This is a genomic window from Streptomyces sp. NPDC006476 (assembly GCF_040612015.1).
GTDB classification, from domain to species: domain Bacteria; phylum Actinomycetota; class Actinomycetes; order Streptomycetales; family Streptomycetaceae; genus Streptomyces; species Streptomyces griseorubiginosus_B.
Genome location: NZ_JBEXPK010000012.1, coordinates 169,358 through 189,594, shown reverse-complemented (window position 1 = coordinate 189,594; position 20,237 = coordinate 169,358). Strand labels below are relative to the sequence as shown.

General features: G+C 71.1%; 17 protein-coding genes and 1 pseudogene. 7 read left to right on the top strand and 11 right to left on the bottom strand.

All coding sequences use genetic code 11. From position 1 onward, the window contains the following. Positions 1-53 precede the first annotated feature (53 nt). Genes ABZZ74_RS16165 through ABZZ74_RS16155 form a run of 3 tightly spaced genes read right to left on the bottom strand, consistent with a single transcriptional unit; the run spans position 54 to position 3,419 of the window. Positions 54-803 carry a succinate dehydrogenase/fumarate reductase iron-sulfur subunit gene (locus ABZZ74_RS16165; protein ID WP_356765215.1) on the bottom strand — a complete coding sequence of 250 codons (750 nt, stop codon included), beginning with the start codon at positions 801-803 and terminating at the stop codon, positions 54-56. Beyond that, positions 800-2,746, bottom strand: coding sequence for a fumarate reductase/succinate dehydrogenase flavoprotein subunit (locus tag ABZZ74_RS16160; RefSeq protein ID WP_356765213.1), 1,947 nt, complete (start codon positions 2,744-2,746; stop codon positions 800-802). The genes ABZZ74_RS16165 and ABZZ74_RS16160 overlap by 4 nt, the downstream gene beginning before the upstream one ends. 1 nt (position 2,747) lies before the next feature. Continuing rightward, entirely contained in the window at positions 2,748-3,419 is a 672-nt protein-coding gene (locus ABZZ74_RS16155; RefSeq protein WP_356765211.1) for a succinate dehydrogenase, read from the bottom strand. A gap of 120 nt (positions 3,420-3,539) precedes the next feature. Between ABZZ74_RS16155 and ABZZ74_RS16150 the strand changes: the two genes are divergently transcribed. Beyond that, entirely contained in the window at positions 3,540-4,427 is an 888-nt protein-coding gene (locus ABZZ74_RS16150; protein WP_133046590.1) for a LysR substrate-binding domain-containing protein, read from the top strand. Between the two features lie 388 nt (positions 4,428-4,815). Here ABZZ74_RS16150 and ABZZ74_RS16145 read toward each other — a convergent pair whose 3' ends face one another. From ABZZ74_RS16145 to ABZZ74_RS16135, 3 genes are all read right to left on the bottom strand, one after another. Then, positions 4,816-6,951, bottom strand: coding sequence for an EAL domain-containing protein (locus tag ABZZ74_RS16145; RefSeq protein WP_356765209.1), 2,136 nt, complete (start codon positions 6,949-6,951; stop codon positions 4,816-4,818). Then, complete coding sequence (locus tag ABZZ74_RS16140) at positions 6,948-7,760, bottom strand: SAM-dependent methyltransferase (RefSeq protein WP_356765207.1); 813 nt, start codon at positions 7,758-7,760, stop codon at positions 6,948-6,950. The genes ABZZ74_RS16145 and ABZZ74_RS16140 overlap by 4 nt, the downstream gene beginning before the upstream one ends. A gap of 270 nt (positions 7,761-8,030) precedes the next feature. Continuing rightward, positions 8,031-9,008, bottom strand: a complete 978-nt coding sequence (locus ABZZ74_RS16135; RefSeq protein ID WP_356765205.1) for an SCO0930 family lipoprotein — start codon at positions 9,006-9,008, stop codon at positions 8,031-8,033. Positions 9,009-9,753: 745 nt separating this feature from the next. Here ABZZ74_RS16135 and ABZZ74_RS16130 point away from each other — a divergent pair. From ABZZ74_RS16130 to ABZZ74_RS16120, 3 genes are all read left to right on the top strand, one after another. Beyond that, positions 9,754-9,882: a hypothetical protein gene (locus ABZZ74_RS16130; protein WP_356765203.1), complete on the top strand. Its 129-nt coding sequence runs from the start codon at positions 9,754-9,756 to the stop codon at positions 9,880-9,882. A 15-nt stretch (positions 9,883-9,897) separates the two neighbouring features. Then, the gene (locus tag ABZZ74_RS16125; RefSeq protein WP_356765201.1) at positions 9,898-10,662 is read left to right on the top strand and encodes a DUF4239 domain-containing protein; all 765 of its coding nucleotides are present in this window, start codon (positions 9,898-9,900) and stop codon (positions 10,660-10,662) included. Between the two features lie 212 nt (positions 10,663-10,874). After that, positions 10,875-11,402, top strand: a complete 528-nt coding sequence (locus ABZZ74_RS16120) for a hypothetical protein (RefSeq protein ID WP_356765199.1) — start codon at positions 10,875-10,877, stop codon at positions 11,400-11,402. A gap of 96 nt (positions 11,403-11,498) precedes the next feature. Here the strand turns inward: ABZZ74_RS16120 and ABZZ74_RS16115 are convergent, their stop codons facing one another. Continuing rightward, positions 11,499-11,987 (bottom strand): hypothetical protein, encoded by a 489-nt coding sequence (locus ABZZ74_RS16115; protein WP_208776881.1) that lies wholly within the window; start codon positions 11,985-11,987, stop codon positions 11,499-11,501. A 332-nt stretch (positions 11,988-12,319) separates the two neighbouring features. On the opposite strand from ABZZ74_RS16115, the gene ABZZ74_RS16110 reads away from it, so the two are divergent. Beyond that, entirely contained in the window at positions 12,320-12,982 is a 663-nt protein-coding gene (locus ABZZ74_RS16110) for a class F sortase (RefSeq protein WP_356765197.1), read from the top strand. A 29-nt stretch (positions 12,983-13,011) separates the two neighbouring features. On the opposite strand, the gene ABZZ74_RS16105 is transcribed toward ABZZ74_RS16110, so the two are convergent. Continuing rightward, positions 13,012-13,851, bottom strand: coding sequence for a polysaccharide deacetylase family protein (locus ABZZ74_RS16105; protein WP_356765195.1), 840 nt, complete (start codon positions 13,849-13,851; stop codon positions 13,012-13,014). Between the two features lie 116 nt (positions 13,852-13,967). Next, the gene (gene lysX / locus ABZZ74_RS16100) at positions 13,968-17,198 is read right to left on the bottom strand and encodes a bifunctional lysylphosphatidylglycerol synthetase/lysine--tRNA ligase LysX (RefSeq protein ID WP_356765287.1); all 3,231 of its coding nucleotides are present in this window, start codon (positions 17,196-17,198) and stop codon (positions 13,968-13,970) included. A 138-nt stretch (positions 17,199-17,336) separates the two neighbouring features. Here lysX and ABZZ74_RS16095 point away from each other — a divergent pair, with 138 nt between their 5' ends. After that, complete coding sequence (locus ABZZ74_RS16095) at positions 17,337-17,798, top strand: universal stress protein (RefSeq protein ID WP_356765193.1); 462 nt, start codon at positions 17,337-17,339, stop codon at positions 17,796-17,798. A 3-nt stretch (positions 17,799-17,801) separates the two neighbouring features. Here the strand turns inward: ABZZ74_RS16095 and ABZZ74_RS16090 are convergent, their stop codons facing one another. Both ABZZ74_RS16090 and ABZZ74_RS16085 read right to left on the bottom strand, forming a co-directional pair. Continuing rightward, the gene (locus tag ABZZ74_RS16090) at positions 17,802-18,440 is read right to left on the bottom strand and encodes a class I SAM-dependent methyltransferase (RefSeq protein ID WP_356765191.1); all 639 of its coding nucleotides are present in this window, start codon (positions 18,438-18,440) and stop codon (positions 17,802-17,804) included. A 358-nt stretch (positions 18,441-18,798) separates the two neighbouring features. Continuing rightward, entirely contained in the window at positions 18,799-19,866 is a 1,068-nt protein-coding gene (locus ABZZ74_RS16085) for a 2-oxoglutarate and iron-dependent oxygenase domain-containing protein (RefSeq protein ID WP_356765189.1), read from the bottom strand. 181 nt (positions 19,867-20,047) lie between these two features. Between ABZZ74_RS16085 and ABZZ74_RS16080 the strand changes: the two are divergent. Beyond that, a pseudogene (locus ABZZ74_RS16080) lies at positions 20,048-20,212 on the top strand (amino acid permease); the annotation flags it as partial. Between the last annotated feature and the right edge of the window lie 25 nt (positions 20,213-20,237).

The following is a 20,237-nucleotide window of genomic DNA, read 5'->3' as shown; positions in this document are numbered from 1 at the left end:
CCGACCCCGCCCGTCCGCACCCTGAGGCGAACGTCTTTCTGCCTGGGTGGCCGCTACCGCTTCGCCACCTTCCGCGTGGCGCGCAGCCACTCCTTGTTCATGCTCGTGATCGACACCAGCGGGATGCCCTTGGGGCAGGCCGTGGCGCATTCCCCGGCCAGGGTGCAGCCGCCGAAGCCCTCCTCGTCCATCTGCGCCACCATGTCCAGGACCCGGGTCTCCCGCTCGGGCGCGCCCTGCGGCAGGACGCCCAGGTGGTTGACCTTGGCGGAGGTGAACAGCATCGCCGCGCCATTGGGGCAGGCGGCCACGCAGGCGCCGCAGCCGATGCACTCGGCGTGCTCGAAGGCGAAGTCGGCGTCCGGCTTGGGCACGGGTGTGGCGTGCGCCTCGGGCGCGGAGCCGGTCGGCGCGGTGATGTAGCCGCCGGCCTGGATGATCCGGTCGAAGGCCGAGCGGTCGACGACCAGGTCCTTGATCACCGGGAAGGCGGCGGCCCGCCACGGCTCGATGTCGATCGTGTCGCCGTCCTTGAAGGACCGCATGTGCAGCTGGCAGGTCGTGGTGCGCTCGGGGCCGTGCGCGTCGCCGTTGATGACGAGCGAGCACGCGCCGCAGATGCCCTCACGGCAGTCGTGGTCGAAGGCGACCGGGTCCTCGCCGGCCAGGATGAGCTGTTCGTTGAGGACGTCGAGCATCTCCAGGAACGACATGTCGGTGGAGATGCCGTCCACCTCGTACGTGGACATGGCGCCGTCGGCGTCCGCGTTGCGCTGCCGCCAGACGCGCAGGGTGAGCTTCATGCGTAGCTCCGCTGGGTGGGATGGACGTACTCGAAGACCAGGTCTTCCTTGTGCAGGGTCGGAGCCGCGCCGGTGCCGGTGAACTCCCAGGCGGCCGCGTAGGCGAACTCGTCGTCCCTACGGGCCGCTTCGCCGTCCGGGGTCTGCGACTCCTCGCGGAAGTGGCCGCCGCAGGACTCGGCGCGGTGCAGCGCGTCGAGGCACATCAGCTCGGCGAGCTCCAGGTAGTCGACGATGCGATTCGCCTTCTCCAGCGACTGGTTGAACTCCTCGCCGGTACCGGGCACCTTGATGCGCCGCCAGAACTCCTCGCGGATCTGCGGGATGCGCTCCAGGGCCTTGCGCAGACCGGCGTCGGTGCGGGCCATGCCGCAGAACTCCCACATCAGCTCGCCGACTTCGCGATGGAAGGAGTCGGGGGTACGGTCGCCGTCGACCGACAGCAGCAGGTTGAGCCGGTCCTCGGTCTCCGCCAACACCTCCTGCACGACCGGGTGTTCGTCGGTCACCGGGTCCTGGTGCGGGTTGCGGGCCAGGTAGTCGTTGATGGTGGCCGGGAGGACGAAGTAGCCGTCGGCCAGGCCCTGCATCAGCGCCGAGGCGCCCAGCCGGTTCGCCCCGTGGTCCGAGAAGTTGGCCTCGCCGATCGCGAACAGGCCGGGGATCGTGGTCTGCAGGTCGTAGTCGACCCACAGCCCGCCCATCGTGTAGTGCACGGCCGGGTAGATGCGCATCGGCACCTCGTACGGATCCTCGTCGGTGATCCGCTGGTACATGTCGAAGAGGTTGCCGTACTTCGCCTCGACGGCCTTTCGCCCCATCCGCCTGATCGCGTCCGCGAAGTCCAGGTACACGCCCTGCCCGCCGGGGCCCACCCCGCGTCCCTCGTCGCACACGTTCTTCGCGGCGCGGGAGGCGATGTCGCGCGGGACCAGGTTGCCGAAGGAGGGGTAGATGCGCTCCAGGTAGTAGTCGCGCTCGTCCTCGGGGATCCGGTTCGGCGGCCGGTCGTCGCCCTTGGCCTTGGGCACCCAGATCCGTCCGTCGTTGCGCAGCGACTCGCTCATCAGCGTCAGCTTGGACTGGTGGTCGCCGGTGCGCGGGATGCAGGTGGGGTGGATCTGGGTGAAGCAGGGGTTGGCGAAGTAGGCGCCGCGGCGGTGCGCCCGCCAGATGGCCGTCGCGTTGGAGTTCATGGCGTTCGTCGACAGGTAGAAGACGTTGCCGTAACCGCCGCTGGCCAGGACGACGGCGTCCGCGAAGTACGTGGAGATCTCCCCGGTGATCAGGTCCCGGGCGACGATGCCGCGCGCCCGCCCGTCGACGACGATCAGGTCGAGCATCTCGGTGCGCGGATGCATCTCGACGTTGCCCGCCGCGATCTGCCGGCTGAGGGCCTGGTAGGCGCCGAGCAGCAGTTGCTGGCCGGTCTGACCGCGGGCGTAGAAGGTGCGCGAGACCTGGACGCCGCCGAAGGAGCGGGTGTCGAGCAGGCCGCCGTACTCGCGGGCGAAGGGCACGCCCTGTGCCACGCACTGGTCGATGATCTCGACGGAGATCTGCGCGAGGCGGTGGACGTTGGACTCGCGGGCCCGGAAGTCACCGCCCTTGACGGTGTCGTAGAACAGCCGGTGGACGGAGTCGCCGTCGTTGCGGTAGTTCTTCGCCGCGTTGATGCCTCCTTGCGCGGCGATGGAGTGGGCGCGGCGCGGGGAGTCCTGGTAGCAGAACTGGACGACGTGGTAGCCCTGTTCGGCGAGGGTCGCACCGGCGGAGCCGCCCGCGAGGCCGGTGCCCACGACGATCACCGTGTGCTTGCGCCGGTTGGCCGGGTTGACCAGCTTGGCCTCGAAACGCCGCTTGTCCCAGCGCTCGGCGACCGGCCCGGCGGGCGCCTTGGTGTCGGCGACGGGTTCGCCGGTGACGTAGTCGGTGTAGGTCATGTCAGCTCACCACTCCGGTCATGACGCCCACGGGTACGGCGATGAAACCGGCCGTGAGCAGTAGCGCGAGGACGTTGGCGACGGCCTTCAGGGCACGGTCGCGGGTGCGGCTGCCGGCGCCGAGGGTCTGGGCGGCGCTCCAGAAGCCGTGCCGCACGTGCAGCCCGAGCGCGAGCATCGCGACGATGTAGATGACGTCGCCGTACCAGGTGGAGAAGGTGTCCACGACGTTCTGGTACGGGTGGCCCGGCTGGAAGCCGCCGGAGTGCACGGTGCCGGTGGTCAGGTCCAGGATGTGCCAGACGATGAACAGGCCGAGGATGATCCCGCCCCAGCGCATGGTCCGGGTCGCGTAGGTGGCCCTCGGCTTCCTGTGCACGTACTTGCTGGGCCGCGCCCTGATGTCGCGGCGGCTGAGCTGGTAGGCGGAGACGGCGTGCGCGACGACGGCGACGACGAGGACGACGCGGATCAGCCAGAGCGTCCACTCGTAGTGCATGAACGGTTCGCCGATAGTGCGCAGCCAGTGCGCGTAGTGGTTGAACTCGCCCGCGCCGAAGAAGATCTTCAGGTTGCCGATCATATGGACGACCAGGTACAGCAGCATGATCAGGCCGCTGACCGCCATCACGGTCTTCTTGCCGACGGAGGAGTCCCACACGGTGCGTGCCATGGACGGCCGTCGGTCCGTCCGCGTTGCCAGAGCCATGTCTCCAGACGCTAGGGCCGAACGGCCCCATCGGTCCAAGACATGGTCCGGCTCGTTTCGATAGGCGGAGACTATGCTGAGGGGGTGCAGTTCCAGCAGCTCCAGTACTTCGTGGCGGTCGCGGAGACCCGGCATTTCACCCGGGCCGCCGAGGCGGTGCATGTCGCCCAGCCGTCCCTGTCCCAGCAGATCAGGGCGCTGGAGCGGGAGCTCGGCGCGGATCTGTTCCAGCGGGCGCGGGGCAACATCACGCTCACCGACGCGGGCGAGGCACTGCTGCCGCTCGCCCGGCGCATCCTGGCCGACGCGGACACCGCCCGGCACGAGGTGCAGGAGCTGGCCCAACTGCGGGGCGGCCGTGTGCGGTTGGGGGCGACGCCGAGCCTGTGCACCGGTCTGCTGCCCGATGTGCTGCGCGCCTTCCACGACCGGTATCCGGGCATCCGGCTGCTGATCGAGGAGGGCGGCTCGCACGATCTGGTACGGCTCCTGGCGCGGGGCGCGCTGGATCTCGCGCTGGTGGTGCTGCCGCTGCCGACGCCCTCTCCCGCCCTGACCACGGTCGAGCTGCTGCGCGAGGACCTGGTCGTGGTCTCCTCCCCGGAGGCGCCCGCGCCCGGTGGCCCAGGGCGTCGTACCGTCCGCGTCCCGGATCTGGAGGGCGAGCGGCTGGTGATGTTCCGGCACGGCTACGACCTGCGGGAACTCACCGTGGCCGCGTGCCGTGCGGAGGGGTTCGAGCCGGTGTTCGCGGTGGAGGGCGGGGAGATGGACGCGGTGCTGGGGTTCGTCCGGGCGGGGCTGGGGGTGGCCGTCGTACCCCGTATGGTCGCGACACGGTCGGGGCGGGGGCTACGGGTCACCCCGCTCGCCCGGCCCGGTCTGCACCGCACGATCGCGCTGGCGCACCGCAGCGATGTGGCTCCGCCTCGGGCGGCGCGGGAGTTGCAGCGGATGCTGCTGGAGCGGTGACCGGAACCTGTCCGCGCACCAGGTCGAGCCGGGATCGCCGCAGGTGATGTCGCGCTCGCGATCCCCCGGCGAGGAAGAGGACGGTCGGCGATGCCGACGGGCGTGGAGAACCGGCACAGCGGACAACAGGCCCGCCCCAGAGCACGGCCGCGGCGGCCAACCACTGGTACCCAGCGCGGCCTTCGGCTCCGCCCCGGACGCCCGTACGACGCCGCTGCCCCCGGCTCCGTCGCCTGCGCGGGCCGTGAGGTCCAGCAGGGCACCGGACCCGCTCCGCAGCGCCTGGCGCCCAGTCCCACGCCGCGGCCGGGCGTCGGGACCCGCACCTGTCATGCGTGCACGACGCACGCTGCCGCCCGGCGGCAGGGCGGAGGGCGGGGCCCGGGGGTCAGCCCGTCGCGTCGACCAGGGCCAGTTCGTGGAGGCGGTCCGGTGGGCCGGGGCGGGCGTAGTACCAGCCCTGGGCCGTGTCGCAGCCCAGTATCCGCAACTGCTCGGCCTGCGCGCCTGTTTCCACGCCCTCGACCGTGACCGCGAGGTCCAGGCTGTGGGCGAGGGAAACGATCCCCTCGACGATCTTGAGGTCGACGGGGTCGGCGGGGAACTGCTGCATGCTCTGGGTGAAGGAGCGGTCCAGCTTGAGGATGCTGACCGGCAGTCGGCGCAGGTTCGCCAGGTTCGAGTAGCCGGTGCCGAAGTCGTCGAGGGCGATGTCGACGCCCATCTCGGCGAGCCGACGCAGGGGTTTGAGCAGGTCGTCGTCCGCGCCGATCAACGCCGACTCGGTGACCTCCAGGCACAGCACGCCGGGTTCGACGCCGGCGCGTTCCAGGATGTCGACGGTGTCCTGGACCAGGCCGGGGTGGGTGAGCTGGCAGGGCGAGAGGTTGACGTTGATCCGCAGGGGCCCTGCGTCGTCGTACCGTTCTCGCCATTCGCGCGCCTGCCGGACGGACTGTTCGAGCACCCAGCGCCCCAGCGGCACGATGAGACCGGTGTCTTCGGCGAGCGGGATGAAGCGGTCCGGGCCGAGGACACCGTGCTGCGGATGCAGCCAGCGCACCAGCGCCTCCGCGCCGCGCACACTGCCGTCGCCGAGGTGGACCAGCGGCTGGTACTCGATGAAGAACTCGCCCCGCTCCAGCGCGGCGGGCAGCGCGGTGGTCAGGCCGTGCCGGGTGATGGCGCGGGCGTCGGCCTCCTCGTCGGCCAGCTCGAAGCGGTTGCCGCCCGCCGACTTGGCCCGGTACATGGTGATGTCGGCGCTGCGCAGCACCTCCGCCGGGCTGCGGGTGCCGGCCGGTCCCTCGACGATGCCGATGCTGCCGCGGACCGTCAGCTCACGGCCGTCGATGCTGATCGGCGCGAGCAGGGCGTTCATGATGCGGGCGGCGAGCTCGTCGACCTCGCGCTCGGTGTCCGGTCCGGTGGTCAGCGCCACGAACTCGTCACCGCCGAGCCGGGCGACCATCTCGCCGGGCGCGGTGGCGCAGGACTGGAGCCGGTCGGCGACCTCGACGAGCAGCCGGTCGCCGGCCGCGTGGCCGAGGCTGTCGTTGACGGTCTTGAAGCCGTCGAGGTCGAGGTAGCACAGGCCGAAGCGCTGGCCCTGGCCGGCGCCGAGCGCCTTCTCCAGGCGCTCGAAGAAGAAGGTGCGGTTGGGCAGGCCGGTGAGCGCGTCGTGCGTGGCCTCGTAGCGCAGCCGGAGGTTGAGCAGCCGACGCTCGGTGGTGTCCTCCATCAGCGCGAGCTGGTACTGCGGGTTGCCGTCCGCGTCCCGCAGCAGGGAGACCGTGAGGTTGGTCCACAGGACCGTTCCGTCGGGGCGGTAGAACGCCTTCTCGAGGTGGTAGTGCTCGCGCTCGCCGCGGACGAGTTCCTCGTAGAGGGTCCAGGTCTGCGGGGCGTCCTCGGGGTGGGTCCACTCCTTGACGTTGCGGGAGCGCATGTTCTGCTCGGAGTGGCCGAACATCCGCAGCAACGCGCCGTTGACCTGGAGGATGTTGCCGTCCAGGTCGGCCATGCCGATCCCTATGGCCGCGCCTTCGAACACCGCGCGGAAGCGGGCCTCGGTGGCGTGCAGCGCCTGCGCCACCACGCCCTGCGCCTTCAGCGCGGCGGCGGAGATGGCCTCCTGCTCGGCCAGCGTCCGCTCACGCAGCGCCTGCGCGAACCCGGCGGCCATGGCGTGCTGCAACCGCGAGCAGCGCGCCCGCAGTTCCTCCTGGTCGCCGTCGGCCCCGCAGTACAGCACGAGGTAGGCGTCGACGCAGTCGAGGGTGCGGCTGAGCGCCTCGGGGTCGGTGCAGTGCGCGGTGACCAGGCCGGCGCCCACCGCCCTGCCCTCGTCCGCGTCCAGCGGGCGGGCGTGCAGGGCCTGGCTCAACCGCCGGGCCAGCGGCAGGAGCCGCTCCTCGAACTCCGCCCGGGTCAGCGACGTGGAGGTCACCGGGAACACCGCCCGGCTCCAGATCGTCGCGAACCGGCGCAGTCTGTCCTCCGGCCCGTCCGGCTCCGCGATCACGCCGTGCGCCCAACGCCGGCGAACCCGGAGAAGGCATACGGATCCTCGTCCTCCGGTGCCTCCTGCGGCCGCCACAGCGGCGGCGGCACCAATCCCGGTTCCACCATGTCGTACCCCTCGAAGAACCGCGCGATCTCGTCGCGCGAGCGCATGATCAGCGGATTGCGAATGTCCTTGTACACGTCCACCGCTCCCTCCGCCCGCTCCGGCGGAAGCGGGATTCCCTCGTACGAGGCATGGGTGAGCACCAGCAGGCTGCCGGGCGCGAGCGCCTCGCGCAGCTCGGCCACCGCCGTGTACGGGTCGTCCGCGTCTTCCACGAAGTGCAGTATGGCAACGAGAAGCAGCGCCACCGGCCGGTTCAGGTCGATCAGCCGCTCCACCTCGGCGCCGGCGAGGATCTCCTGGGGCTTGCGGAGATCGGCGGCGAGCACGCCGGCGTCCTCGTTGCCCGCGAGGACCGCCTGGCTGTGGGCGACGGCGACCGGGTCGTGGTCGACGTAGACGACCTTCGCACCGGGGCGGGCCGCCTGGGCGACCTCGTGGACGTTGCCGAAGGTCGGGATGCCCGAACCGATGTCCAGGAACTGGTCGATGCCCTCGTCGACGGCGAACCGCACCGCGCGCCGCATGAACGCCCGGTTCGCCTGCATGATCTTGGGCAGTCCCGGCATGAACTCCATGGCCTTGCGGGCCGCTTCCCGGTCGACCTCGAAGTTGTGCGAACCGCCCAGGTAGAAGTCGTAGATCCGCGAGACGCTCGGCACCGAGATGTCGATGCTCCGGGGGGCCCAGGCGGGACGCTCCATCTATCTCTCCAAGGGCGTAGGCGATCCGGTGTTCGAGCTGAGGCTACTGATCGCCTGCCAACGGGGCGAGCCGAAACGGAAATTGACCATCCGTTCCCGCTCACTGCCTGCGGCACGTGCCGCATTCGCCCGGCCAAAACGCGGCAAATCGGCTGCGTCGGCCGCACACGGGCCGCACGTGAAAAGCGGTCCGCCCCCTCCGTGCGGTGCGGAGGGGGCGGACCTGCGATCGAACGCGCCTCGGTGCGATCAACCCTGGGGAGGTGACGCCTACTTCTTCGGCGCGCCGATCGGCTTTCCGGAGGGGGCCATGACGTACCAGGTGCCGCCGACGCCCTGACCGTTGATGTCCCCCGGCTTGGTGTCGCCGGAGAAGGTGTACGCCGGCCAGCAGTCGACGGTCATCTGCTTGACGCCGTCGGGCCGGGTGAAGCCCATCAGGCCCTTCTTCTCGATGCCCTTGGTGTCGCCAGGGTCGACCGGCGCGACGGCCGGCCACTTCTCCAGGCAGGAACCGGTGCAGTTGGAGATGACCTTCGGCCAGGCCTGGTCCTTGATGAACCGGTAGACCGTCATGCCGTTCTTGTCGACGACGATGTCCCCGAGCTTGGGGTCCTTGCGCACGGACAGCCCGGGCAGGCTCGCCAGGGTGGCCTTCTTGCCGGTGGGGGCCAGCGCGAACCACTTGCCGCCCACGCCCTGGCCCGCGATGTCGCCGGCCTTGGTGTCCTTGGCGTAGCGGTACGCCGGCCAGCCCGCGATGGTCAGCTGCTTGGTGCCGTCGGGCCGCGTGACCTCACCGAGCAGGGACTTGTCGACACCGGCGCCGGCCGAGGCGTCGTCCGCGGAGACGGGCGGCCAGGCCTTGGCGCAGTCGCCCTCGCAGTTGGACTTGGGCGGCTCGGCCGTGTCCTCGTCGAAGCGGTAGAGGGTCAGACCGGCGCTGTCGGTCAGCACCTTGCCCAGCTCGGCGTTCTGGGTCACGGCAAGCTGACCGGCGGGCGAGTTCTGGCTCGCCGCGCCCTGCTGGCCGTCGGCGCCGTAACCGTTGCTCGGGCTCGCGCTGACACCGGCGCCGGCACCGGTGCTGGTGCCGACACTGCCGTAGCCGCCGCCGGCCGGCGCGGTGGCGCCCACGTTCTGGCTGCCCACCGAAGAGGTTCCGCTCCCCTGGCCGCACGCGGTCGTCAGAGCCAGGATGGCCGCGGCACCCACCACCATGGAGGCGCTCCGCCAGGAGGTCTTCATCGTCAACAACTCCCCATAATCGCAAGGGTGTTGCAGCGCCCGTCTGCGCCGCCGCACGAGCATGGGTACGCATGGGACCAGCGGTTGTGTTCAACCGCCCCACAAATTTCTTTTCGGAACCTGTGCCACCGCCACCCCGACTCGCACGCGCGTGCGAGTCGAAGAACCCTCGAAGTGGCGCCGGTCAAACCCGAGTACGCCCGTGATCCCCCGATCGGGCCAATCCCCCCGCTCTCCGGCGTGGGAGCGCCCGACAGGGCTCATGATCTCGGTCGTGCATGGACCCGAACCGACGCAAACCGCCTTCGCCGCACGGGCATTGGCGCTGGTGGCGCTGACCTGGCTGCTGGTGGGGGCGCCTGCCGCGCCGGCCGCCGCCGACGCCTGCGCGTACGCCTCGACCGGCCCGGACGGCATCCAGGCGGTGGCCGTCGCCGGAAGCCCGTCCTGGCCGACACCTCCGGCCTGTCCGGAACCTCCTCCGCCGTCCCCGCCGCCCCCGACGCCGTCGTGCCCGAGCCCGACTCCGACGCCCACCCCGCCCCCGAAGCCCCGGCCCACCCCCAGACCGACCCCGCCCCCGGCACCCAAGCCCACCCCGAAGCCCGTGCCACCACCACCGCCGCCCCGGCACGTGGCACCGCGCCCGACCCCGCCTCCCCCGCCTCCGCCGGCACCGACTCCACCTCCGCCGCCGAAGCCGACGCCGCCGCCCAGGCCCACGCCACGCCCGTCCGTGACCCCGGTGAGCTATCCGCACTACCGCCCGCCGGCTCCGCACCGGCCCACGCACGACGGCCCGTCGCCGCTCACCTTCGTCCTGCTCATCACCGCACCGGCCGCGATCGCCGTCGCCGCGCTGCGCCCCCGCTGAATCTGGAGGCACCTCTTGCCGGACTGGCTTGTTCTCACCCTCGCGATGCTGGCCGCCTGCGTCGTGGTGGTCGTCATCACCCTCGTACGGCACAAGGCGGCACCTGACGACGAGGACCCCAGCGAGACCCCGGACGTCATCGAGTACATGACGATGTGGATCGGCGTGGTGTACGCCATCGTCCTGGGCCTCGCCATCGCCGGGGTCTGGGAGGGCCGCAGCGCCGCCCAGGACCATGTGCAGGCGGAGGCGATGGCGTTGCACGAGATCTCGGAGCGGGTACGGGTCTATCCGCCCGACGTCCGTGACCACATTCGCGCCGATGTCAACGCCTATGCAGGACACGTCGTCACGGTCGACTGGAAGGCGATGGCGGACCACGGCAAGGTCACCGCGCGCGGCGACGAACTCTTCCGGCGCATCCGCGAGGACGTCACCGACTACCAGCCGAAGAACGACTTCGAGGGGCAGGCCTACCAGCCGCTGCTGGACCAGGTGACCGCGGCCGATCAGGCGCGTACCGCCCGCGCGGACTCGCTGGGCGCCACCATGCCGGGCGTGGTCTGGTTCGGGCTGCTGGCCGGGGCCGTCATCACCATCGGGATGATCTTCGCCCTGCAGATCCGGCGAACCAGACGCGAACTGATCCTGGCCGGGCTGTTCTCCGCCCTGATCGCTTTCCTGCTCTTCCTGATCTGGGACTTCGACGCGCCCTACAGCCGGGGCATCACCGCCTCGGCGGAACCCTTCCTGAATCTCTTCCCCCACCTCAAGGGCTGACGGGCCCTCACCTGACGGGCCACCCGGACGACACCCGCCACGCCGCGCGTGTCCCCTGGGTGGCCCACACCTGTGCCCCATTCGCCCGACTGCGATCGCGCAGGCGCACACCTGTTCCTAGCGTTTCGGTCATCGAGGTGCATTTATGGCGCAATCTCATGGCGCAAGCGGAAAAGGTCCGCAGCTGCTCCTCGGGGACCGGAGGATCCACCATGCGCGCGATACGCGTCGCTTCGGCCGCACTGCTGGCCGTCAGCGCCCTCGCCCTCACCGCACCGGCCGCCCTCGCCGGCACCATCGCACCGATCACACCGTTCGGTTTCAGCGTCCTGCCCTCGACCGTCGCCCCGGGCGGCGAGGTCGCGCTGCAACTCCACCGCGACGGCGGCTGCAGAGGACCGGCCACGGTGAGCTCGGCGGTGTTCGACACGGTCACCATTCCCCGGGGCAGCTCCGTGGCCGTGGCGACCGTCGACTGGGACGCCAAGCCGGGGGCGGTCTACCCGGTGACGTTCACCTGTGACGGGGCGAGCGGCTCCACGGGGCTGACCATCGCGGGCGGCCGACCGGTCGGCCCCACACCCGTACCGGTGAACCCCGTCGATCCCCACCGCGCCGTGCAGGCCGGTGAGGGCGGCACCATCGCCGGGTTCGACCTGAAGGAGATCGGCATGGGGGCCGCGCTCATCCTGGGCTCCATCGGGGCGGCCTACTACTTCTCGCAGCGCCGCAGCACCTGACTCAACGCGTTGGTCCCGGATCCTCGACGGAATCCGGGACCAAGGCGTTTCACGTGCGATCGGTCCTCCGAATCGGTCCTCCCAAGGGGTACAGGGTCAGATCCGCCGCTCCGCCCTGCGGCGCATCCAGAACACCCCGCCGCCGACGACGGCCGCGGCCACCAGCCCGCCACCGATCGCCACGTCGGTCGGTGTGGCCCCGCTGGAGCTGCTGCCGCCGAGACCGCCCTGGACACCGCCGATGACGGAGAAGGCCGCGGGGTTGATCACGGTGCCGTTGGCGCAGACGACGCTGATGCTGTGCGATCCCTGGCGTGCGTCACGGTTGACGGTCGCGGTGCCCGTCGCCAGAGTGCCGTTGCGCGAGGTCAGCTGGATCGGCCGGAAGGCGTCCGAACTCGCGGTGGCAGGGGTGCTGCAGTTGTTGACGGTGATGGTCAGCTGTCCGCCCCGGGCGATGACGCTGGGCAGGGCCACGATGTTGCTCGGGCTGGGCATGCCGTCCCGCGCGACGGACGCGGGGGCGGCGATCCCGAGGACGGCGACCGCGGCGGCGGACGCCGCCAGGGCACGAGTGGTACGCATGTGATCCTCCGCGGAAGACGCCCCGGGACCCGTCCCCGGTCGATCGGCGAGAAAGCGTCTCCCAGAAAGACCCTCAGATGTCGTGCACGCGCGCGCATTTCGGCGCTGGTCCGTCCTGGTGAGAGGACACGCCGACCGATTACCGCACAATCGGATATCGGCGCAGGTCACACGCCGTCAGAAAATTCCTGGGGACGGCAACTCGGATGGCGCACCAAAGACACGCGGGGCACCCGTTCGCGCCTCAGCCGTCGCCGGTTTCACGCGCGCCACTTAGCGTTCTCGTATGCGCGAATGACGGGGCGACGGCCGCGTCGAGAGGGGAAAGTCGAATGTCTGCGTTCGAACTGGCCGAGGAAGAGGAGGAGCTGCGCCCGAAGAAGCGTGCTCCTTGGGGCGTGATAGCGCTTGTTCTGCTGACCGGCCTCGCCCTCATCCGGAACGGATCGGGGGAGTTCGACGTGGGTCCGCCGCAGCCCGCCTCGGCCGCCGCGGCGGACAGCCGTGTCCCCGGCACCTTCCGCAGCGTCCAGGCGTTGCCCTACGCCCAGCCCGACCGGGTGCGGATCCCGGCGATCCGGGTAGACGCGCCGGTCATGCCGGTGGGTCTGGACCCCGACGGCTGGGTGGCGGCGCCGCCGCCGGAGGACCCGAACCTGGCGGGCTGGTTCACCGGCGCGGTCTCGCCCGGTGAGAAGGGGACCGCGGTCGTCGTCGGCCATGTCGACAACAAACAGGGCCCCGCCGTGTTCTACGGCCTGGGGGCCCTGAAGAAGGGAAGTCGCGTCGAGGTCGCGCGGAAGGACGGAAAGACGGCCGTTTTCGAGATCTACGGCATCGAGGTCTTCGCGAAGGCCAACTTCCCCGGAGACCGTGTATACGGCTCCAAGGGCGCCCCGGAACTCCGGGTCATCACGTGCGGCGGCGGTTTCTCCAAACAGCATGGATACGACGGGAATGTCGTCGTCTTCGCCCGTCTGGTCGAGGTCCACTGAGTATTTACGGGCGGACGGGCGAATGCGGTTCATGCGTCGGGTCGTCTGGGCACGGTGAGGTGGTAACCGGAATCGAGAAGCTCGGGCACATACTCCTTGAGCGCCCGGACGCTCTGGGAACGGTCGCCCCCGGCGTCGTGCGAGAGCACGACCACGCCGGGGGCGGCGCCGTCCTCGACCCGGTGGACGATGCTGCGGGTGCCGGGCGTGGTCCAGTCGAGGGTGTCGACCGTCCAGGCGAGCGGTTCCATGCCCAGATCGGCGCCCAGTTGGAAGGCGGCCCGGTTCCAGGCGCCGTAGGGGGCGCGGAACCACTGGGGCTTCTCGCCGTAGGCGTCCTCGATGACGTCACTGGTGCGCTTCAACTCGCTGCGGATCTGGGCGCGGGTGAGCGTGGTCAGCAGGGGGTGGGACCAGGTGTGGTTGCCGACGACGTGCCCCTCGTCGGCCATCCGGGCCAACAGGTCGCGGTTCCAGTCGGCCTGCTCACCGCACACGAAGAACGTCGCATGGACCTCGTACTCGGCGAGGGTGTCGAGGATGTGCGGGGTGTAGCGGGGGTCGGGTCCGTCGTCGAAGGTCAGCAGCATGGTGCGACCGCGGCCGGACATGCGCAGGAACGGCTCGTGCCGGACCGGGAGCGGGGCGTGCGCGGCCTGTGGGGGCCCGTAGCCGGTCAGGGGCTGCAGACGGTAGGCGGAGGGCTTGAGCACGGCGCGTGCCTGCGGGCCGGCGGCGGATGCGGCGGCCCTGCGGGCCGGGGCTTCTCCCCCGCCCAGCGCGACCGCGCCGGCGGTGCCGGCCGCGCCCAGAGCGGCGGCCCCGGCGAGCAACGCCCGGCGCCGCGTGAGCAACTGATCCTTCTTCATGTGTCATCACTCGCCCGGCACCGCACCGACGCCCCCCAGCAACACCGGTCCGGCCCCTGGAAACCACCCACCCGGCCCAAGCGCCGGCCCGGACGGTCCCCGCAATGTGCGAGGGGTCAGCGGCGGCGGACCAGGGGGAAGGGCAGGGTTTCCCGGATCGTCAGACCCGTCAGGAACATGATCAGACGGTCCACGCCTATGCCCAGACCCCCGGTGGGAGGCATCGCGTATTCGAGGGCGTCGAGGAAGTCCTCGTCCAGTTCCATCGCCTCGGGGTCGCCTCCGGCGGCCAGCAGGGACTGGGCGGTCAGGCGGCGGCGCTGCTCCACCGGGTCGGTCAACTCGGAGTAGGCCGTGCCCAGTTCGGTACCGAAGGCGACCAGGTCCCAGCGTTCGGCAAGGCGCGGGTCGGTGCGGTGCTGGCGGGTGAGCGGGGAGACGTCCGTCGGGAAGTCCTTGTAAAAGGTGGGGAGTTGGGTCTTCTCCTCCACCAGGCGTTCGTACATCTCCAGGACCACGTCACCACGACCGTCGTCCGCGGTGTACGGCACGCCCGCCCGGTCGCACAGCCCGCGCAGCCGCTCCAGTTCCGTGTCCGCGTCGATCTCCTCCCCCAGTGCCTCGGAGATCGCCCCGTAGACGGTCTTGACCGGCCACGCGCCCGAGATGTCGTACTCCTCGCCGTCCTTGCGGGCGACCGGTGAGCCGAAGGCGGCGGTGGCCGCGCCCTGGATGAGTTCGCGGGCGAGGTCGAGCATCACGTCGTAGTCGGCGAACGCCTGGTAGGCCTCGAGCATCGTGAACTCGGGGTTGTGCTTGTAGGAGACGCCCTCGTTGCGGAAGGTGCGGCCCATCTCGAAGACCTTCTCCAGACCGCCGACGCACAGCCGCTTCAGGTACAGCTCGGGGGCGATGCGCAGATAGAGGTCGAGGTCGTAGGCGTTGATGTGGGTGGTGAACGGGCGGGCGTTGGCGCCGCCGTGGATCTGCTGGAGCATCGGGGTCTCGACCTCGAGGTAGCCGCGGCCCAACAGCCCCTGCCGCAGAGCCTGTACGGCGGTGGAGCGGGCCCGGATCACCTCGCGGGCCTCGGTGCTGGAGACCAGGTCGAGATAGCGCATCCGGACCTTGGCCTCGGGGTCGGCCAGCCCCCGGCGTTTGTCGGGCAGCGGGCGCAGGCACTTGCCGATCAGCTGCCAGTCGGTGACGAAGACGGTCGGTTCGCCCTTGTCGCTGGTGCCCGCGTGCCCGGTGGCGCTGATGTGGTCGCCGATGTCGGTGTCGGCGGTGAAGCGGTCGAGAGCGGGGCCGGACCGCTCGCGGGTGAGGGCGAGTTGGTGATCGCCGGACCAGTCGCGGAGCACGGCGAAGACGATGCCGCCGAAGTCCCGGACGAGCATGATCCGGCCGGCGACGGTGACGTCGTCGCCGGGCCGGACCTCGGCGAGGGTGTGGGTGCGCGGCGGGACGCCGACCGGGTAGGCGTCGGTGCCGTCGGCGGACAGCCTCTCGAGCTTGTGGTGGCGGACGCGGACCTGTTCGGGCAGGCCTGCCAGGGGGTCGTCGGGCCCGGCCTCGTCCCCTCCGGCGAGGCCGAGCGCCGACAGCGACGGCAGGCCCTCCGTGGTGGCGGGCCTGGACGCGCCCTTCGAGTGCCCCTTTCCCCAGAGTTTGCGCAGGGACGGTACGGAAACGAAACCTTCGGCGATCCCGGAGGCCAGGGCGATGCGGGCGAGGGCGCCCGTGTCGCCGTAACAGATGAAGCGGGGATACCACTCGGGCTGGTACTTGGCGTTGGAGCGGTAGAGCGCCTCCAGTTGCCACCACTTGGAGAAGAACAGCAGCAGGCGCCGCCACAGCCGCAGGACCGGGCCGGCGCCGATGCGGGCGCCCTCCTCGAAGGCCGAGCGGAAGACGGCGAAGTTGAGGGAGATCCTGCGCACCCCCAACTTGGGGGCGGCGGCGCACAGCTCGGCGACCATGAACTCCATGACGCCGTTCGGGGCGCTGCGGTCACGGCGCATCAGGTCGAGGGAGACGCCGTCGCGGCCCCAGGGCACGAAGGAGAGCAGGGCGAGCAGTCGGCCGTCCGCGCCGATGGCCTCCACCAGGAGGCAGTCTCCGTCGGCGGGGTCGCCGAGCCGGTCGAGGGCCATGGAAAAGCCGCGTTCGGTCTCGGTGTCGCGCCAGGCGTCGGCCTTGTCGACGACCTCCTCCATCTCCTCGTCGCTGAGGGTGGCGTGGCGGCGGACCCGGGTGGTGGCGCCGGTGCGGCGGACGCGGTGCACGGCCTGCCGGGTGACCCGCATGTCGCGGCCGTCCAGGTCGAAGTCGGCGACGTTGAGGATGGCCTCGTCGCCGAGTTGGAGGGCGCCGAGTCCGGCGCGGGCGTAGGCCCTGGCGCCGTCCTCGGAGGCGCCCATGGCGGCGGGCACCCAGGCGTGCAGGCGGGCCACGTCCAGCCAGGCGGCGATGGCGTGCGGCCAGGCCTCCCGGTCGCCGACGGGATCGCCGCTGGCCAGGCAGACGCCGGCCTCGACACGGTAGGTGACGGCGGCCTTGCCGCTGGGTGAGAAGACGACAGCCTTGTCGCGGCGGGTGGCGAAGTAGCCGAGGGAGTCCTGCTCGCCGTAGGCCTTGAGGAGGGCGCGGATGCGGGGCTCCTCGTCGCCGTGCAGGGCGGACTCCATGCGCTGGGAGCGGAAGAGGGTGGCGGCGGCGTTGAGCAGGGCGAGGGCGCCGAAGAGGCCGAGCAGGAAGAACAGGGCCCGGGGCGGGCGGCCGTCGAAGGACTGGGCCGAGACGAGGCCGCCGCACACACGGTTGGCGGCCCAGGCCAGGTGCTGGCCGTCGGGCAGGGTGCCGGGGAACAGCTCGACCAGGCCCCAGCCGGCGAGGATGCCGAGGGCCAGGCCGACGAGCAGGACGCCGACGGCGCGGCGGACGGCGGCGCGGCGGGAGGCGGCGTAGAACTCCCCCCGCGCGGCGATCAGCAGGACGAGCAGCAGGCCGCAGACGACGAGTGACGGGACGGAGGCGGCGTACAGGCCGAGGGACACGCCCAGGGCGTCGGTCAGGACCACCAGGCCGAGATAGACGACGACCAGCCACCAGGCGATCTTCTTGCGGGCGGCGGTGGCGCCGGCCAGGAGGAAGAGGAAGACGGCATAGGCGAGGTTGGCGCTGATGGGGACGATCAGCAGGTCGAGGAAGCGGACGACCGGGCGGAGCAGGGCGCGCAGCGGCGGGATCACGGCCAGCAGGGCGCAGAGCAGGCCGAGGGCGCCGAAGAAGGTCGCGAAACCCTCGGGTACCCGGCCCAGCCGTCCGGTGCCGGGCCGGCGCATCCGGCCCGCGCCGTCCTGGGGCGGGGATGCCTGCGCTGTGGCACTCATGGTTCCGACTGTAGGAAGAGCCCGGCCGGGGCGCCCGTCGAAGGGGCCCCCGGGACGGTGGGACCTGCGGATTCCGATAGCCTCGCAGCCGTGACGGAACAGCACTCTCACCAGTTCGAGCGGGGCACGGACGGGCCGAAGGTCATCGTGGTCGGAGTGGACGGCTCCGACTCCTCCCTGCGCGCCGCGGCATACGCCGCCGGCCTGGCCCGGCGCCAGCACGCGCTTCTCGCCGTCGTCTACGTCCAGCCGGTGATGGCGGCGGGCGCGGCGATGGGGGCGCCGGTGGCCGAGACGACGGACGAGATCGCCGAGGACCTCAAGACGCAGATCCGGGACGCGACCGAGCGACTCAAGGGGATATTCGACGTGCGCTGGGAGTTCCACACCTTCCGCGGCGACCCCTACAGCGGTCTGGTCAAGGCGGCCGATGAACTCAAGGCGGACGCGGTGGTGGTGGGCGCCTCGGAACAGGCGGGCCACCGGATCGTCGGCTCGGTGGCGGTACGCCTGGTGAAGGCGGGGCGCTGGCCGGTGACGGTGGTGCCGTAGGGCTCAGCGCTTACGGCAGAGCAACTGCACGCCCCGCGACCGGTGGCCGTTCATCGTGCCGACGTCGATACGGCGCTCGTCCACCAGGCCCATGTCCGCCAGCAGGGCGTGCAGATCCGCGATGCCGTGGTGCCGGCACACGGCGCCGTCGTCGGTGACGAAGACCCCGTAAGGAGCACCGGACCGCCGGGCGTGCGCGGCATAGCGGTCCCGGTTGCGGTCGTCGTCCTGAAGCAGCAGATCGCTGACATAGAGCAGCCCGCCCGGTACCAGGACCCGGCCCAGTTCGGCCACGAGCGCCCGCTGGTCCTCCTCGTCGGGGACACAGGTCAGCACCGCGAACAACAGGACGACGTCGAAACTCGCCGCTGCGTACGGCAGAGCCGGTGGGGACTGCAGGACCTCGAAGCGCAGGTCCGGTCGCATACGGCGGCCCCGCGCGATCAGGGCGGCAGACGGATCCGCGCCGCGCACGTCGGAGAACCCCTGCTCCGTCAGCTCGGCCATGACCCGCCCGTATCCACAGCCGTAGTCAAGGATCCGCGCCTGCCTGCCGGCCCGCGCCGGCCAAGCGGAGTGCACCGGGTGGGTGAACGTCTTGGCGGCACCGGGGCCGTTCCAGTAGGCGAGCTGTCCGGTCATGCGGGGAGAGCATAGACGGCGCTGTGAACCTGGGCGGGCCCACGTGCGGCCCGTGTGGTTGGTGTGGGAGGACGCGGCGTTCTAGGTGCCGACCGGGCCACGGAGTCGTTGGTTTGACCGGCGAGCGGGGCGATCCGGGGGGTGACACTCGAGGTGGACTGTGCTGGTGCGGCAGGTCATCACGTGAGGCGGGACGAGTTGGTGCCGTTCGACGTGGTGCGGAGGCGGCGGAAGCTCGTTCGCCGTCTGGGGGGCCGACGACGAGGCGCGGTGGGACGGGCGATTCGTGCGGTATCCGGACGATCCCGCGCTGCGGGTGCGGCGCCTGTCGTCGGCCGTGGCGGCGGGCCGTGAGGGGTCAGGCCGGGTGCAGGGCTTGCTCGTGGAGGCGGGTGAGGGTCTTCAGGGCCGAGTCGGCGTCCATGCGGGTCGTGGTGATGCGGTCGGGGTAGCAGCGGCGGAACATGGAGGTGAAGTGGGTGCCGTAGTGGATGTGGTCGGCGGGGGCGGCCGGCTCCAGGGGGCGGGCGACCGCGTTGAAGGCCGGCTCGTGGAAGTAGGCGAGGGTGTAGCGATCGCGGTCGGCCAGACGCACCTTGTGCGGGGTGGACAGCAGGGCGCCGTCGGTCATGAACTGCATGATGTCGCCGGGGAAGACGGTGAACACGGCCGGGACCGGGGTGACGTAGGTCCACGGTTCGTCGTGTTCGTAGCGGCCGGCCATGGACTCGCCGGGCAGCCAGTTGCGGCCGCGTTCCTCGCCGGGGACGGGCGGGCGGACGTAGAGGCCGCCGACGTCGTCCTGGGCGGCGATGACCAGCAGGCCGTAGTCGGTGTGGGAGCCGATCCCGCGCGCGGAGGCGGCGGTGGCGGGCGGGAAGCGCAGCACCCGCATGTGGTGCCAGCCGTCGGCGGTGAGGCGGGTGAAGTGGTCCGGGTCGGCGAGGCCCAGGCCCAGCGCGGTGAGGCGCAGCAGACGATGGCCGAGTTCGCCGACGAGGGCCATGTACCGCTTCATGGCGTGGGCGTAGGCGGCTGACGGCCAGGGCGTGGGGCCGTGGCAGGGCCAGCGTTCGATGACGCGGGGGTCGTCGGCGGGGATGTCGGGGCAGACGGTGAAGATCTCCGAGCCGTCCTTCTCCCCCGCGGTCTCCTCCTCGCCGGAGGCGACATAGCCGCTGTAGGTGAGGTCGGAGACATACGTGGACTTCTCCCGCAGGGGCCGGGCGCAGAAGGCGCGGGAGGCCGCCAACGCCTGCTCCGTGGCCGCCTGTTGGGCGGTGGTCGCCCGGATCTGGAAGATGCCGTCCGTCTGCCAGGCCCTGACGAGGGCCCGGCCGAGGTCCCGGTCGGCGTCGGTGCCGGTGACGGGGTGGGGTGACGGGAAGGTCTGGAGGGGTGCCGGGGCCGGTGTGTCGCTGCTCATGCGAGGAACTCCGAGAGCGATGCGAGTGGTTGCGCGCCAAACTACTGCCGACCCCGCCTTGCTGAACAGCGGTTCAGTTCACATGGCCGGGCCACCTAGCTGCGCGATGTCTTCCGTGGCGGGCGGGACGGGGCCTCATGATCCGCCGTCAGCCGTTGCCGAACGTGAAGTGGTGAGGGTCATGGCCGGGCTCCGGGCAGGCGAGGGAATTCTCCGCCGCAAACCCATCGAGTACATCGAGGAGACGCAGAGCGGCGAGGGAATCCGGCTCGACCGGTCCCTGGGGCTGTGGCAGCTCACCGCGATCGGCGTAGGGGGCATCATCGGCCCGGGCGCCGCGAGTCTGGGGGATGTCCCCCAGTTAACGCAGC